The organism is Acinetobacter sp. V89_7 (assembly GCF_029967895.1).
GTDB lineage: Bacteria > Pseudomonadota > Gammaproteobacteria > Pseudomonadales > Moraxellaceae > Acinetobacter > Acinetobacter soli.
Window position 1 is genome coordinate 305,288 of the sequence record NZ_JASCAJ010000017.1, and the last position, 14,519, is coordinate 319,806.

Here is a 14,519-nt window from a genome sequence, read left to right on the forward strand (position 1 = left end):
GCTGATCCGTTTTAAGGGATCTAAAACGTTAAGATTTTTTGAAATAGATTTATATTAAAATAATGCGACATTTATTTATTAAAATGATTAATGAGTTTTTTAAAATAAACAATTTGTTTTATAAATAAATGGGAATATTGTTTTTTATAATATTAAAACTATGATTTTTAATGATATAAATTTATTCATTAATAAATTAAAATTAATCTTCTTGTATTTTTTCTTTTTGTTGATATTTTAAAAAATTAAAGCGGTTTTATATTTTAATGATTGCTTTTTTATTTTAAGCAATTGTGTCGAGACAAGGATGAGGTCGGCCAAAACCCACGTTTAGGCAAGATATGGGGGCTGTACCTGAGATGTATTCTTGGTAATGGAGTAAAAGAATATGTGGGAATTATTTGTCATTTTGCTATCGTTAGGACTGTTGATGTATACAGCCTATCGCGGCTTCTCAGTCATTTTAATGGCACCGCTATGTGCCTTATTAGCGGTGATGCTGATCAATCCAGCCAATGTTTTACCATTTTATTCGGGCGTATTTATGCCCAAAATGGTTAATTTTATTAAAGATTACTTTTTAGTATTTTTGCTTGGTGCAATTTTCGGAAAAGTGGTCGAAATGTCTGGTATTGCAGAGTCGATTGCCAAAACCATTGTGAACTTGATTGGGGCTAAAAAAGCCATTTTGACGGTGGTATTACTCGGTGCAATTCTGACCTACAGCGGTGTGAGCTTGTTTGTGGCAGTATTTGCGATTTATCCGTTTGCCAATCAGTTATTTCAGCAGGCCAATATTCCAAAGCGTCTGATTCCGGGGACCATTGCACTCGGTGCATTTACGTTTACCATGGATGCATTGCCTGGAACGCCCCAAATTCAAAACGTAATTCCAACCACATTTTTTGGAACCAATATTTATGCCGCGCCATTCTTGGGCATTATCGGGGCAATTTTTGTATTGTGCATGGGCTTGGCTTATCTGGAGTGGCGTCGCCGTGTGGCTGCAAAAGCAGGTGAAGGCTATGCCGGTTTTGATCAAGCAGATCTAGTGGCGGCGAGCACCGTGGTCGATGCTAAAAATAATGGCTCGGCTGGGCGTCAATTATTGGCATTTGTCCCCCTGATTTTGGTTGCAGTTATGAACAAGTATTTGTCGGGTGCCATCAAAACATGGTATCCCAACGGATTCGATTTCAATGCGATTGGCCTTGCAAATTACACGGTCGATGTTGCAAAAACTGGTGCCATCTGGGCTGTTGGTCTGGCACTCATCGTCGGGATTATCGCGGCCGTTCTGTTTGATTATCAACGCGTAGTGAGTCAGTTTAAAGAGGGCGTCAATGCCAGTATCGGCGGGTCTTTACTTGCGGTCATGAATACCGCATCGGAGTACGGATTCGGTGCCATTATTGCAGCCTTGCCGGGTTTTGCATTAATTAGCCATGCCTTGAGTAACACCTTTACCAATCCATTGGTCAATGGCGCGATTACCACCACCACGCTGGCCGGGATTACCGGATCAGCATCGGGTGGTATGAGTATTGCGCTCAGTGCAATGGCCGAACAATACAACGCTGCGATCTTGGCTGCGGGCATACCGCCTGAAGTGATGCACCGCGTGGTAGCCATGGCATCGGGTGGTATGGATACGTTACCGCATAATGGCGCTGTCATTACCTTGTTGGCCGTGACGGGATTAACACATAAGCAATCGTATAAAGATATTTTTGCAGTCACGATAATCAAAACCATGGCCGTATTTGTGGTGATTGCCGCATTCACATGGTTCGGTATTGTCTAACTCATATTAAAGGTGTACACGCGCAATCGTTATGCGTTGTACACCACTTACCGCATGAAAAATAGGAGAGCGCAAGTGACTCAACAACTCGAAGCAAAAGTTGCGTTTATTACAGGTTCTGCCAGTGGTATAGGGCTGGAAATTGCCAAAAAATTTGCCCAAGAAGGTGCAAAAGTCGTTATATCAGATGTCAATGTACAAAAGTGTGATGAGGCTGTGCAACAGCTTAAAAATGAAGGATTTGAAGCACTGGCTGCACCTTGTGACGTTACCGACGAAGCCGCATTCCAAGCTGCGCTGCAACAGACCAAAAGCGAGTTTGGAACCATTGATATCTTAATTAACAATGCTGGCTTTCAGCATGTTGCAGCCATTGAAGACTTCCCAACCGATGTGTTTCAAAAGCTGGTTGGGGTAATGCTGACGGGTGCTTTTATCGGAATCAAGCATGTTTTCCCGATCATGAAAGCGCAGCAATCGGGGCGCATTATCAATATGGCGTCTATTAACGGTGTGATTGGTTTTGCAGGTAAAGCGGGCTATAACAGTGCCAAACATGGCGTGATTGGGCTGACGAAAGTCGCTGCGCTGGAAGCTGCCAAAGAGGGTATTACGGTAAATGCTTTGTGCCCAGGCTATGTCGACACGCCACTGGTACGAGGGCAAATTGCCGATCTGGCCAAAAACCGAAATGTAAGTGAATCAACTGCACTTGAAGATGTGATTTTGGCAATGGTGCCGCAAAAGCGCTTACTGTCTGTTGAAGAAATTGCCAATTACGCGATTTTCCTGTGTAGTGATAAAGCCGCAGGCGTGACGGGTCAGGCGGTGCTCATTGATGGTGGTTACACTGCACAATAATCACTTGCAATAAAAAAAGACGGTACTTATACCGTCTTTTTTTATTGCGTTGATTTTAATTGTGAATTGCCATCATGCCAGACGCGATCGAGAGCATTAAGCCAGTTATCTAAACATAATTTATGTTGCAGTTCCTTTGAGTAACCACGCGTCTCGAAGGCTTGTTGTAAGGCAGTCAAGCCCCTAACATCTTGAAGCTGATCCGAAATAAATCCACCATCGAAATCTGAACCTAAAGCCACATGGTCTTCGCCCAGATGCTGCATCAAATACTCGATATGATCCAGAATGATATCTAACGGTGTTGCCTTGTTACGCTGTCCGTCAGATCGTAAAAAAGCCGTATCAAAATTTACACCCACACAGCCGCGGCTTTTTTTGATTGCATTAAGCTGATGGTCGGTCAGATTACGTGCTTGCGGACAGAGCTGATGTGCATTGGAATGCGTGGCAATCAGGGGTAACTGACTCAGTTTGGCGGTATCCCAAAAGGCCTGTTCGTTCATGTGCGATACGTCAATCAGGATTCGGCGTTCTGAGCAGTACTGAATCAGTGCTTGGCCGAGTTCGGTCAAGCCTGCGCCTGTATCGGGCGAGTGTGGAAAGTTGGCCTGCAAACCATGCCCAAACTGATTGGGCGTGTTCCAGAGTGGCCCAATGCTTCTTAAGCCACGCGCATAGAAGTAATTCAGCCGTTCAAAGTTGGCATCTAAAACATCAGCGCCTTCCATATGAATCACGACTGCCAATTGATTCTGCTCTAAGGCATTACGAATAGCAGGCACATCACCACAAATCTGAATTTGCCCTGAAGAGCGCGAGGCAAGCTGTTCAATGTAACTGAGCTGAGTCTCTATAATGTCACTGATCTCTGTTGCATCAAAAGCCGTTTGCTGCGTATGTTTGAGCTTATCAGGATGATGCTTTTGTACGTAATCGAAAGGTGGTACAAACAGTGCAAAAAGCCCACCTGCAAAAGGGCTAGCCTGACAGCGTTTAAGATCGAGATGTCCGGGTAATCCAGTCTCTAAAAATGCAGCAACAGGATCTGGCGCATTACTGAGCCACATACGGGCCAGTACATCGTTATGCCCATCAAATACCTTCATCATGGTGTATCCGATAGATTAACTGTTTTAAAAAACAGTTTAGAGTTTCTACTGTTGCGTAATACCAAATCTTGGGTGGTTGGTTGCTGCTCATCGGCATCTGCACGAGCGGCCTCGATCTGATAATGCTCAGGTGATTTACTACATACGGGATCGGTGGCATACATGTTTTGTGTCATCATGTAGGCCTGACAGCGGCATCCACCCAAATCCTTTTCTTTGTCTGGGCATGAACGACATGGTTCTTGCATCCAGTCAGTGCCCCGAAAGGCATTAAAGGCGAAGGCTTCGTTCCAAATCGTTTTGAGGGACTGATCGGCAACATTGGGAAAGTCTAAAGGCAGATCTTTGGCGCTCTGACAGGGCAGTACCGTTCCATCAGGGCTGACGGTAATAAAAATTTGTCCCCAGCCGCCAATACACTTTTTAGGACGCGTTTGATGAAAGTCGGGAGCAACCAGCATCAACTTGGTTTTTAAGCCCTGTTGATCGATCTGCGCTCGGTAGGCCTTTACTCTGGATTGTACATAAGCAATCTGTGTGGAAGTCGGCAAAAGAGCGGCCTGATTCAGTTTGGCCCAACCATAAAACTGGCAAGTGGCCAGTTCAACATAATCGGCACCCAGTTCAAGGCTCAATTCAATCATCTGATCGATCTGCTCGATATTAAAGCGATGAATCACAAAGTTGAGCACCATCGGATAGCGGTGCTTTTTCACCGCACGTGCGATTTGCTGCTTTTGTTCGAAGGCTTTACGTGACCCAGACAGCAGTTCACTCAGCACTGGATCACTGGCCTGAAAACTGATCTGGATATGATCCAGACCTGCCTCGCTAAATGCTGCAATTTTGTCTTCAGTCAACCCGATTCCTGACGTAATCAGGTTGGTATAAAAGCCCAACCGATGGGCATGCTGAATCAGCTCGGGTAAATCTGGCCGCAGTAAAGGCTCTCCACCAGAAAATCCAAGTTGTACACTGCCCAAGGCGCGTGCCTGATCAAAAACCTGTTTCCATTGTGCTGTGCTCAGTTCATTTTTTACTGCGGCGTAGTCCAATGGATTAGAACAATAGGCACATTGTAATGGACAACGATACGTCAGCTCGGCCAGCAACCACAATGGCGGCTTGATCTGCGGCACTACCGGAATATTCATGACAGATCAATCCACTGCCGCGATTCAGCCTGCTGTAAAAAGTCGATCACATCCTGATCGAGACCATCGGCATCTGGAAACTGTGCCTGCAAAAGCTGAATAATCTCCGTAACGCGACGTGAACCATCAATCTGCTTTAAAATCAGGGTGGCTGTATCATTTAAACGCACCAGACCTTCGGGATACAAGATCACATAACTTTGCTGTGCTTCTTCCCACTGAAAACGATAGCCTCGATTAAACACAGGGGTATGGTTGCTGATATCCTTCATGTTAATAATCCTTTTTGGTGCCATGCGATATCCTGAGTGACCGTATGATACGGCGCACGATGCAGCACATAGGCCATGGTCATGCCATCGAGCAGTGTCCATAAGATATCGAGCTTAAACTGTAAAATATTGAGCATACGCTGCTGACGCTCAATCGTCGTGCAATACTCAAGTGCCAGTGCCAGACCATGTTCAACATCACGATTGGCCTGACCCAAACGGCTTTTGAAATAAGCATAGCCTTCAGCATCAATCCAAGGATAATGATTTGGCCATGTATCTAGCCGTGACTGGTGAATCGCCGGTGCAAACATCTCGGTGAGCGAGCTACAGGCCGCTTCTTGCCAGCACGCACGGCGGGCAAAATTGACATAGGCATCCACTGCAAAGCGTACACTTGGCAACACCATTTTTTCAGACAAAATCGTGTCGCGGTTAAGCCCGACTGCTTCACCTAACCTTAACCATGCTTCAATACCGCCATGATCATCGTGCTGTCCATCATGATCCAAAATGCGCTGCACCCACTTTCGACGCGTTGCAGGGTCGGGGCAGTTGGCCATAATGGCGGCATCTTTAAGTGGGATATTAACCTGATAATAAAACCGGTTGGCCACCCAGCCCTGAATCTGTTCTTTGGTGGCTTCACCTTGATTCATCATGATGTGATACGGATGATGAATATGATAGTAGCAGCCCTTATCACGCAGTGCTTGCTCAAACTCGGTTGGGCTTAAAAGTGATGCAACCATATTAAACCTCAATCAGCATGCCGTCATAACTCACTTCGATCTCAAGCTGTTTGAGTGTTGCGTGTTCGACAGACTGTTCATTTAAAATTGGATTGGTGTTGTTGATGTGGATCAGCACTTTGCGCTGTTGCGGAAATTGCGCCAGCAAATGAATCAAGCCGCGCTCTTCTTGCAAGGCCAGATGGCCCATATCCTGACCAGTGTTGTGACCAACACCGAGTAAGGCCAGCTCTTGATCTTTCCATAGCGTACCATCAACCAGCAAACAGTTTGAGCACTGCATGTAGCTTAAAATCTGCTCATCCATTTGTCCAAGACCGGGCGCATAAAACAGCGAATGTCCAGTGCGGGTATCTTCGATCCAAAGCGCAATATTATGACCTGGCAGCGGTCGGTGACGATATGGCGAGTAGGGCGGCGCATTGCTTAAAATAGGCACTGGCGTAAAGCGAATAGACGGACATACAGCCACCTGAAACGGAGTCTGGATATCAATTGGATGATGTACCAATCCACCATTCCAATGCTTGAGCATATTAAAAATTGGAAATCCGGTGCTGAGATCTTCGTGTACTTCAGGCGTGGCCCAGACCTGATGCGGACAACCCTCTCTTAGATTGAGCAAACCGGTGGTGTGATCAATTTGGCTGTCGGTCAAAATAATCGAACCGATCGAGGTACCGCGGCGAACCGATGCTGGCGCCTGCAATTCGGGATTGTGGGCAATTTGCTGTGCAATATCGGGTGATGCATTGCACAAGATCCAGTCTGTACCGTTATCGCTAATCGCAATAGAAGACTGGGTACGCGCACGTGCCTGAAGCGTTCCCTGTTTAAGACCAAGACAGTTTTCACAGTTACAGTTCCATTGTGGAAAACCGCCACCCGCGGCAGAACCTAAGATTTTTATCAGCATGAATGTTTAAAAATTGATAAGTTAAAATGAAAAACATCCACAAGGTTGTGGATGTTTCGACGCGCAATCAAATTACTCGACAGCAGCATACATTGTGATTTCAAAACCTAGACGAATGTCTTCAAAAGCTGGTTTGGTCCACATAGCAAAATCTCCATTTTAGAAATCATCTTGAACGCAGAAGCATATATTATTTTTATTTAACAAAAGCTATTTTTTGACATAAAACACATAAATTTTGTGCGCTCATCGTATCAACTGCTGCAGTTTTACTTAATAACTTACATTCGCCATACAAACCAAATCTTATTTAAAGTAATTGAAATAGCAAACGGGCGGTTTAATTTTTTAACCGCCCGAAACTTTTTTGCACCACGAGATTTATTTATCTAGCGTTTTACACAGTGAACAAATGGTGCCGTGATGCTTGCGAGAGAACAGTACATCTGGACGTTCATATGGCTGATCACACACGACGCACTCATAAATGGTTGCCACAGGCGTACCTTCGGCATCGAAACGAGGCTCTTGAATGCCGTCGTGTGCTTGCTTGATGTAGTATTTGCCTTTGGTCAAAATGCCCATCAATGGCGTCATTACAAACGCAACCACCAGCGCGATGATCGGTGAGTAAGCAGCCAAAAAGCTGCCAAATAATCCAAAGAATGCAGCAATTGATAGTCCTGCTGCGGCCAAAAATGCCACCAAACCCACAGGATTAATATTGTGCAGCATATCGCGGCGATATTCTGGCTCTTTTGGAGAAAGCTTTAAGAGATATTTATTGATAGAAATATCGGTTGCAACCACCACCACCCAAGCGATGGCAAAGTTAGAATAAAAGCCCAGAATTTTGCCCAGCACTGCAAACATGTTGCCTTCCATTAGTGCCAGAGCAATGACCAGATTAACCATCACAAACACGATACGACCCGGATAATGTTTGGTCACGCGCGTATAGGCACTGGTCCATGCCAATGAGCCTGAGTAAGCATTGGTCACATTAATCTTGATTTGTGAGATCACCACTAAAATCACGGCCAGAGAGAGTGCCAACCAGCCCGGCAGCATGTCATGAAATGCGGCATTAAACTGTTGTACAGGTTCTGTCGAGTTAATGCCGGGTACTTTGGTCAGTAAGTAAAAACCCAAAAATGCCCCGATAATTTGTTTAATCGCACCCAAGATCACCCAGCCCGGACCCGCCGAAATCACGGCTGCCCACCATTGTTTGCTGTTTTGTTTGGTTTTGGCAGGCATAAAGCGTAAGTAATCAATCTGCTCACCGATTTGCATAATCAACGACAAACATACACCGGCACCCAGCATGATCGCGGCCATGTCCATCGGTGCGAAGCCTTCTGCACCGGTGTAATTGGCAAATTGACCCACTAGATTAGGCTCTTTATGAATCAGATATGCCACAGGGCCAATCATCAGAATCAGCCAGATCGGTGTCGTCCAGACCTGTAAGGTACTTAGGGCTTTCATGCCATAAATCACCAGTGGAATCACCATCACCGTAGAGATGAGATAACCCAGCCATAACGGAATACCTAAGCCAAGCAACAGCCCTTGTGCCATGATCGAGCCTTCAAGGGCAAAGAAAATAAAGGTAAAGCTGGCAAAAATGATACTGGTCAGCACTGAACCAATATAGCCAAAACCGGCACCGCGGGTGATCAGATCCAGATCAATGTTATAACGTGCAGCATAATAGGCCAGTGGAATACCGGTTAAAAAGATAATCAGTGCTGCAAATAAAATTGAAAAAACGGCGTTGGTGGTGCCATAGGCCATACCAATACTGGCACCAATTGAAAAGTCGGCCAGATAGGCAATGCCGCCCAATGCTGTAATGGCCACCACCTTAGGGCTCCAGCGGCGAAAACTATGCGGTGCATAGCGCAGTGTGTAATCTTCGAGGGTTTCATTCACGGCTTTACGTGAATCGGCGTCGTCGACGGTACCAATAGTTGAATGCTCGGATGCGCGCATAAGCTGGATCTCCCCACAGAACGAATAACGGCAATATTGGATTGCTTGATGTAGAGGAGTCTGTCGGGTTAGGGCAAAATTGGAAATACGTTATTTTGCGTATACGTGCGCATGCAATAAGCATAGCAATCTGCGTCAAGATTTGGCAAAGTGACCATATAGCCTAAGTCTGTCCAGCCATTGCTCGCCATGTCAAATTCTTCAAAAACTCCGCACGCACCACAACGTGTGATTAAAACACGTCGTGACTATAATCTTTGGGTGGCCGACCAGAGTATCGAAGATTTTGCGCTGCGCTATGCACCAGCGTCGGTACGCAAATGGTCGCCGTGGACAGTGACCAATACTGCCATCTCGACGGTCAGTTTTCTGGCCATGGAAGCCATTGGTGCCACCATGCTGTGGCAATACGGTTTTAGCAATGCCATTTGGGCGGCGATTGTGGTGTGTCTGATCATTTTTCTGACCAGTTGGCCGATCAGTTACTATGCAGCGAAATATAATGTCGATGTCGATTTACTCACGCGAGGCGCAGGCTTTGGTTATATCGGCTCGACCATCACTTCACTGATTTACGCCAGCTTTACCTTTATTTTGCTGGCATTTGAAGCAGCCATTATGGCGATGGCGCTGGAACTGGCACTGAATATTCCGCTGAGTATTGGCTACTTAATTTCTGCACTGGTCATTTTACCTTTGGTGGTGAAAGGCATAGGGTTTATCAATAAAGTACAAGCCTATACTCAGCCGTTATGGCTGATCTTGTTGGTGCTACCGTGGATCGTGGTGCTTTGGAAACAGCCACATTTGCTCAGTGACAGCATTCATTTTACCGGTGCAGTATCGGCCTCAAGCGATTTTAACCTGTATTATTTTGGCGCTGCCTGCACGCTGATTTTCGTATTTGTGATTCAGATTGGCGAACAAGCCGACTACTTGCGCTTCTTGCCACAACAGCAACAAGCAAAGCGTTCGTGGCACCTTGCAGTATTTTTGGGTGGCCCATCATGGATTTTGGCGGGTTTTCTTAAAGTTTGCATGGGGATGTTGCTCATGCTGTTGGCTTATCAATTACTGGTTCCGATTGCTGAATTAGATAACCCGACCTACCTCTACTGGATGGCTTATCAGCAGTTTATTCCATCGCCGCAAATCGCCTTGTTACTCACGCTGTTACTGGTTTGTCTGGCGCAAATCAAGATTAATGTCACCAATGCCTATGCGGGCTCGCTGGCGTGGTCAAACTTTTTTGCGCGTTTAACACACAGCCATCCCGGCCGAATTGTGTGGCTAATTTTTAATGTGCTGATTGCAGTGGTACTCATGGAGATGGGAATTATCCATGCGGTCGAGCGAATTTTGGGGCTATATAGCAATCTGGCGCTGGCATGGATTGGCGCCGTAGTGGCAGATCTAATGATTTGCAAACCGCTTGGACTAAGTCCCAAAGGGATTGAGTTTCGACGTGCTTACTTGTACGACATCAACCCGGTAGGCGTAGGTGCGCTGGTGATTGCATCATGTGTCTCAATGCTATGCTATTTGGGAGTGTTTGGCCTTACGGCAAAAGGCTTGGCCAGTTTTATTGCACTCGGTACGTCTATGCTCTGTGTGCCGCTCATTGCATTACTTACCGGTGGCAAATACTACCTTGCTCGCCCACCTGAACAGATTGCCTCAACCCCTGTGGCCACTTGCGTGGTGTGTGAGCGTGATTATGAAGTAGCCGATATGGCAGTATGTCCAGCCTATCAGCACTCAATTTGCTCACTCTGTTGCTCACTCGAAGCACGCTGTCATGATTTATGTAAGCCGCATGCCCGCTGGACAGTACAGCTTAAAACATGGATCGAGCGCTATTTACCCAAAGCATGGTCACAGCGGTTAAATACTCGCCTGAGCCAATATTTACTGTTAATGCTCTCGCTCGGGCTTATTTTAGCGGTGTGTTTAAGCTTGGTGTATTTACAAGAAAAAACCTATTTGGAAGCAGTCAATGAACAAGCCATCCAGCAGTTATTTACTTTATTTTTAAAAATCTACACCATTTTATTTCTACTGATCAGTGTTGCGGCATGGTGGTTGGTGCTTAATGATCAAAGCCGCCGTAAAGCTGAGCAGGAGACGCATCAGCAAACCCGCTTGCTCATAGAAGAAATCGCAGCGCATGAGCAAACCTCACAGCATCTTTACGATGCCCGTATTCAGGCCGAGCGTGCCAATGAAGCCAAAAGCCGTTATGTGGTGGGTATTAGCCATGAACTCAGAACACCACTCAACAGTATTTTAGGTTACAGCCAGTTATTACAAAAACAGGAACAGCTTTCGCCACAAGGCCAGACGGCACTGGGTGTGATTAGTCGAAGTGGCCAGCATCTGACCTCGCTCATCGATGGTTTACTGGATTTATCGCGCATCGAAACCGGTAAGATCAGCCTGAATATGGTCGATGTACATTTTCCTCATTTTATCGAACAAATGATTCAGATGTTTCAGCCGCAAATCGAGCAGAAACGGCTACATTTTATTTGTGAGGTGAGTGAGCATTTACCGGAATATGTCCGAACTGATAAAAAACGACTGGAACAAATTTTAATCAATTTGCTGGGGAATGCGCTTAAATTTACCACCAAAGGCGAAATCCATTTGAAACTGGAATATCGTTTTCAAACGGCCTATTTTGAAATTCGAGACACCGGATGCGGTATTGCAGCACAAGATCTTGAGCGGATTTTTAACCCATTCGAGCGTGGCAGTAATGTGGTACAGGGCGGGTTTACCGGAACCGGGCTTGGGCTGCCGATTGTGAAACTACTGGTCGATTTGCTTGGTGGCCAGCTCTCGGTAACAAGTGAGCTGAATCAGGGCTCATGTTTCAAGGTTAAATTGTACTTGCCTTCTAAGGCGCTGGTACATCCTATTTCAAATGTACAATCGAATCAGATCACGGGCTATACCGGTGAACAAAAACGGATTTTAGTGGTCGATAATGAAGCCGTCGATCGAGGTTTGGTGGCGAATTTTTTACGCCCACTTGGTTTTATTATTCAGGAGGCAGAATCTGGTATCGATTGTTTAAGACAGGTGCCAGTATTTCAGCCCGATCTTATTTTAATGGATTTAAATATGCCCATGATGGGCGGTTGGGAAACGGCACATTTACTACGTCAAAATAATATTACCAACGTCCCGATCTTGATTATATCGGCGAATGTGAATGAGCGTGAGGGTAATCCGCAAGATGCCGTATTAAGTGAAGACTTTATGCTAAAACCGATCGATCTGAATTTACTTTTAAATAAAATTGGCGATAAATTGGGGCTTACATGGATTGATCAGTCTACAGCTTCAACCACACAAGCTTCCCTAGCAGCGCAAAGATCAGAACCGATTTCTGCTCAGCCATTTACGACCACAGCGGTCGTAAATGAGCCTCAACCTACCCATACACAGTCGATGACGTTTGATCAGGCTTTGAATCATCTAGAGCAACTGATTGGGCAGGGCTATATACGCGGTATTCAGCGCGCCGTTCAACAGTATCAACATGATTTTCCAGAATATAACGAACTATGGGGACAACTGAATCAATCTGTGCAAAAATTTGACTTAAAACACGCACGCCAATTACTTCAGGACGCACGATGAGTCAGGACATTGCTTCGATTTCTCCATTTCGCCCGCACGATCAGGCGGTGATTTTAATTGTGGATGATGTGCCTGAAAATCTGGGATTATTGCACGAAAGTTTAGATCAGACGGGTTATCAGGTATTGGTCACCACAGATGGTTTAAGTGCCATTGAAATAGCGCACCGCTGTCAGCCAGATATGATTTTGCTCGATGGCAATATGCCACATATGGATGGTTTTGAAAGTTGCTTACAGCTCAAAGCCAGCCCAATTACGCAGTTTATTCCCGTCATTTTTATGACCGGATTGTCTGAAACTGAACATATTGTCCGTGGTTTTCAAGTGGGTGGCGTCGACTATGTCACTAAACCACTCAATATTGAAGAAGTTCTGGCGCGGGTAAAAACACATCTGGCGCATGCGCAGCTTTTACGCCAGCAAAAGCAGGTAATTGATGCCACTGAAGTCGCGATTTTGGCACTCGATCAGCTTGGGAAAATTGCATGGACCACTGAAAAAGCCAATATTTTGCTGAACCAGTATTTGCAAGATCGTGAACGCTTTGAAACTGGTTTAACACAGTGGTTTGCCGAAATTAAACGCGATAAAGACAATAAAAAGAAAATGAGTTGCACCTATTCTAGTGCATCACATCAACTGCAACTTATTTTACTTACACCATGGCATGATCAACCCGTGGGGCACGCCACTTATCTGGTGCAAATTAAAATGTCTGCTCCGGCTTTGGGCGTTGAGGAGATTTTAAAATATTGCCCGCAACTGACCCAGCGTGAAGCGGAAGTTTCGCATTGGCTGGCACTGGGTAAAACCAATAAAGATATTGCCGAGATATTAGAGCTCAGCCCAAGAACCGTAAATAAGCATCTTGAGCATATTTTTGAAAAACTCTGTGTGGAAAACCGTACAGCGGCCGTGGCTTATATGAATAGTTTGGTGCAGGAAAATACCATGTGAGGAGGGAATAATCATCACATTGGATTTTATATTCATTTTTTGAGATATTTTAAATCCAAAGTTCACCTTTAAAATTAAACTTAGACGACAAAATATGTCGCTTAAGTTTGAATTCATAGCGACATACGCCACTTAGAAATAAATCTAATTATAAAAAAACGCTGCTTCTTACGAAACAGCGTTTTTTAGATCCAACTTCAATCAAGCGGGTAAATCAAACCAAATCATTTCACTGTCTTCAAGCGCGTTAATCGCTGTTTTTTCATTAAACAGCAGCGCATCACCCGCTTTTACAATTTGGTCTTCAATCATAATTTGACCCGATACCACATGCACAAAGTTATGTTTTTTAGTGGTCGCAATTTCAAGTGATTGTCCAGCTTCAAGTACCGCAGCTTTAACCTCAGCATTCTGACGAATAAACATCGGTGCAGTATCATCTGGGCCTACAATCAAATGCCACTGATTCGGTGCAGCATGCGGGTCGAGCTTGATTTGCTGATAACTCGGCTCGGCATTGCGGACATTTGGTTGAATCCAGATTTGAAACAAATGTACCGGTTCATCCGTGTTATTGATTTCACTGTGCTGAACACCCGTACCTGCACTCATCAATTGCCATTCACCCGCATGGATGTACTCTTCGTTGCCCATACTGTCGCGATGCGTTAAACGGCCATGCGTGACATAAGTCAGAATTTCCATATTGTCATGTGGATGAGTACCAAATCCGTTATTTGCGGCAATGGTATCGTCATTAATCACTCGAAGTGGCCCAACTCCCATATATTTCGGGTTGTACCAGCTACCAAATGAAAAGCTGTGATAGGTATTTAGCCAACCAGCTTGGACATGACCACGGTTTTCACTGCGATGTAGATAAGCATTCATGCGGTATCTCCCAAATATTGTCGTTCTTTCATGTGAGTAGATTAACAAGATTGAATATCGCCAAAAACCATAGAATCAGAACAAATTGTCCTAAATTTAGTACGGTATTATGCCAACGTATAAACATACATTAATTATAGGACAATTTGTTT

The 14,519-nt window shown here is 45.1% G+C and carries 11 protein-coding genes; 4 read left to right on the forward strand and 7 right to left on the reverse strand.

From position 1 onward, the window contains the following. Positions 1–388 precede the first annotated feature (388 nt). Both QLG00_RS02680 and QLG00_RS02685 read left to right on the forward strand, forming a co-directional pair. Positions 389–1,804 (forward strand): GntP family permease, encoded by a 1,416-nt coding sequence (locus QLG00_RS02680; protein ID WP_004939072.1) that lies wholly within the window; start codon positions 389–391, stop codon positions 1,802–1,804. 75 nt (positions 1,805–1,879) lie between these two features. After that, on the forward strand, positions 1,880–2,665 hold the full coding sequence (locus QLG00_RS02685; protein WP_025094919.1) for a 3-hydroxybutyrate dehydrogenase: 786 nt from the start codon (positions 1,880–1,882) through the stop codon (positions 2,663–2,665). 41 nt (positions 2,666–2,706) lie between these two features. Here QLG00_RS02685 and QLG00_RS02690 read toward each other — a convergent pair whose 3' ends face one another. From QLG00_RS02690 to QLG00_RS02715, 6 genes are all read right to left on the reverse strand, one after another. Continuing rightward, complete coding sequence (locus QLG00_RS02690; protein WP_282470457.1) at positions 2,707–3,777, reverse strand: dipeptidase; 1,071 nt, start codon at positions 3,775–3,777, stop codon at positions 2,707–2,709. Further along, the gene (pqqE, locus tag QLG00_RS02695; protein ID WP_282470458.1) at positions 3,774–4,931 is read right to left on the reverse strand and encodes a pyrroloquinoline quinone biosynthesis protein PqqE; all 1,158 of its coding nucleotides are present in this window, start codon (positions 4,929–4,931) and stop codon (positions 3,774–3,776) included. Before pqqE ends, QLG00_RS02690 begins: the two co-directional genes overlap by 4 nt. Then, the gene (gene pqqD, locus QLG00_RS02700; protein WP_004948497.1) at positions 4,928–5,203 is read right to left on the reverse strand and encodes a pyrroloquinoline quinone biosynthesis peptide chaperone PqqD; all 276 of its coding nucleotides are present in this window, start codon (positions 5,201–5,203) and stop codon (positions 4,928–4,930) included. Before pqqD ends, pqqE begins: the two co-directional genes overlap by 4 nt. Further along, on the reverse strand, positions 5,200–5,967 hold the full coding sequence (pqqC, locus tag QLG00_RS02705) for a pyrroloquinoline-quinone synthase PqqC (RefSeq protein WP_282470459.1): 768 nt from the start codon (positions 5,965–5,967) through the stop codon (positions 5,200–5,202). The genes pqqD and pqqC overlap by 4 nt, the downstream gene beginning before the upstream one ends. After that, positions 5,957–6,871 carry a pyrroloquinoline quinone biosynthesis protein PqqB gene (gene pqqB, locus QLG00_RS02710; protein ID WP_282470460.1) on the reverse strand — a complete coding sequence of 305 codons (915 nt, stop codon included), beginning with the start codon at positions 6,869–6,871 and terminating at the stop codon, positions 5,957–5,959. Before pqqB ends, pqqC begins: the two co-directional genes overlap by 11 nt. 381 nt (positions 6,872–7,252) lie before the next feature. Then, complete coding sequence (locus tag QLG00_RS02715; protein ID WP_282470461.1) at positions 7,253–8,869, reverse strand: allantoin permease; 1,617 nt, start codon at positions 8,867–8,869, stop codon at positions 7,253–7,255. Positions 8,870–9,058: 189 nt separating this feature from the next. Between QLG00_RS02715 and QLG00_RS02720 the strand changes: the two genes are divergently transcribed. Further along, on the forward strand, positions 9,059–12,517 hold the full coding sequence (locus tag QLG00_RS02720; protein ID WP_282470462.1) for an ATP-binding protein: 3,459 nt from the start codon (positions 9,059–9,061) through the stop codon (positions 12,515–12,517). After that, positions 12,514–13,476: a response regulator transcription factor gene (locus tag QLG00_RS02725; RefSeq protein WP_282470463.1), complete on the forward strand. Its 963-nt coding sequence runs from the start codon at positions 12,514–12,516 to the stop codon at positions 13,474–13,476. The genes QLG00_RS02720 and QLG00_RS02725 overlap by 4 nt, the downstream gene beginning before the upstream one ends. A gap of 201 nt (positions 13,477–13,677) precedes the next feature. Here QLG00_RS02725 and QLG00_RS02730 read toward each other — a convergent pair whose 3' ends face one another. Beyond that, positions 13,678–14,367, reverse strand: a complete 690-nt coding sequence (locus tag QLG00_RS02730; protein WP_004939041.1) for a pirin-like bicupin family protein — start codon at positions 14,365–14,367, stop codon at positions 13,678–13,680. Positions 14,368–14,519 lie beyond the last annotated feature (152 nt).